At 69.8% G+C, this 1412-nt stretch carries 2 protein-coding genes; one reads left to right on the top strand and one right to left on the bottom strand.

Annotated features, from left to right (window positions below; all coding sequences use genetic code 11):
* Positions 1-51: 51 nt before the first annotated feature.
* Positions 52-573: a hypothetical protein gene (locus OKJ99_RS08700; RefSeq protein ID WP_326015279.1), complete on the top strand. Its 522-nt coding sequence runs from the start codon at positions 52-54 to the stop codon at positions 571-573.
* Here OKJ99_RS08700 and OKJ99_RS08695 read toward each other — a convergent pair.
* Positions 548-1321: an IS5 family transposase gene (locus OKJ99_RS08695; RefSeq protein WP_326015278.1), complete on the bottom strand. Its 774-nt coding sequence runs from the start codon at positions 1319-1321 to the stop codon at positions 548-550. The genes OKJ99_RS08700 and OKJ99_RS08695 overlap by 26 nt on opposite strands.
* Positions 1322-1412 lie beyond the last annotated feature (91 nt).

Raw genomic sequence — 1412 nt, 5'->3', positions numbered from 1 at the left:
GTGTTGTGGGAGTGGTGGCCTGTCGTGTCATCGCTCCCGGGGAGGCCGCGGATGCCGTCAGTCGTGGGGCTGTTGGAACAGCGTGAGCTTGCTGCCCGTCGCCGGGTGGACGAGCTGCGAGAAGAAGCCGACCGCGTGCAAGCCGAGTTGGCCGTGGCCGAGCGGGACTGGAACGAGTGGGCCATCGCCCGGTCACGCGTGGGTGAGGTACTGGACCCGTCCGAAGAGCCCGAAGAGTCCGAGCAGGCCGAGCAGAGGGAGGCAGCTTCGTCGGTGGCGGCGGCGAAGCCGAAGTCGCAGGTGCCCCTCTGGCGTGAGGGTCTGGGCTGGTCGGTGCTGTCGGTGGATTACCAGCGCATCCTCACCGTGCTCGCGGACCGGCGTCGCCTCCATCAAGGGCCGTTGACCTGCCAGGAGATGGCCGCCTTGTTCGGCCTGGATGCGGTGCCGGCGAAGGTGGAGGCACTGCGCTCGAAGGCGAAGCGTCTGGTGGCGAGGGGCTGGCTGGCCGAGCGGCAGCCGGGCCGGTTCACCCTCGCCGCTGGGGTCACCGGGCCAGACGGCGGGTCATGAGCATCGTCATCGACCAGTAGACCATCACCTCGGCGCTGGTCGTGGAGCGTTCGAAGTCACGGACCAGGCGGCGGCTTCGCATCAGATGAGCGAAGAACCGCTCGACGATCCAGCGTTTGGGCAGCACCACGAAGCCCCGCAGGTCGTCCCTGCGCCGGACGATCGCCAGGACGAGGCCGAGCACGGTCAGGCAGTACTCGATCAGGTTGCCGGTGTAGCCGCCGTCGGCCCAGACGAGTGCCAACTGGTGATGGACATCGGCGACTTGATGCAGGAGAACACGGGCGGCGGGGCGGTCGCCGATCTCCGCGGCGGTGACCGTCACCGCGAGCAGCAGGCCGAGGGTGTCGGCCACGACGTGCCGCTTGCGTCCGTTGATGCGTTTGCCGCCGTCGAAGCCGCGGCTGTCCGCGCCGACGACGGCGTCCGCCTTGACGGACTGCGAGTCGATCACGCCGGCCGTGGGCTGCTCGTCCCGGCCCGCCCGCTGCCGCAGCCGAGCACGCAGCCGGTCGTGGAACTCCTTGACCAGGCCGTGGTCGCGCCAGCGGCGGAAGAACGCATACACCCGGTCCCACGGCGGGAAGTCGGCGGGCATCGTCCGCCACTTGATGCCGTTGTCGACCAGATAGCGGACCGCATCCAGCATGGCCCGGTGGCAGTACGCCTCCGGCTGCCCGCCCCGGCCCCGCAGCCAGCCGGGCACCGGCAGCAGCGGCCGGACCCGGGCCCACTCCGTATCCGTCATGTCCGACGGATACCGCCGAACACGTTCGGCATGATCAGCCGCGTTCCCGAACCGGTGAGCGACACAATCACACGAGGGGGCAGCCGAGTTG

This window comes from Streptomyces endophyticus, from assembly GCF_035798155.1.
Taxonomy (GTDB): Bacteria; Actinomycetota; Actinomycetes; order Streptomycetales; family Streptomycetaceae; genus Streptomyces; species Streptomyces endophyticus.
Note: the sequence above shows the minus strand (reverse complement) of the source record. Positions and strands in the feature narration are given on the sequence as shown.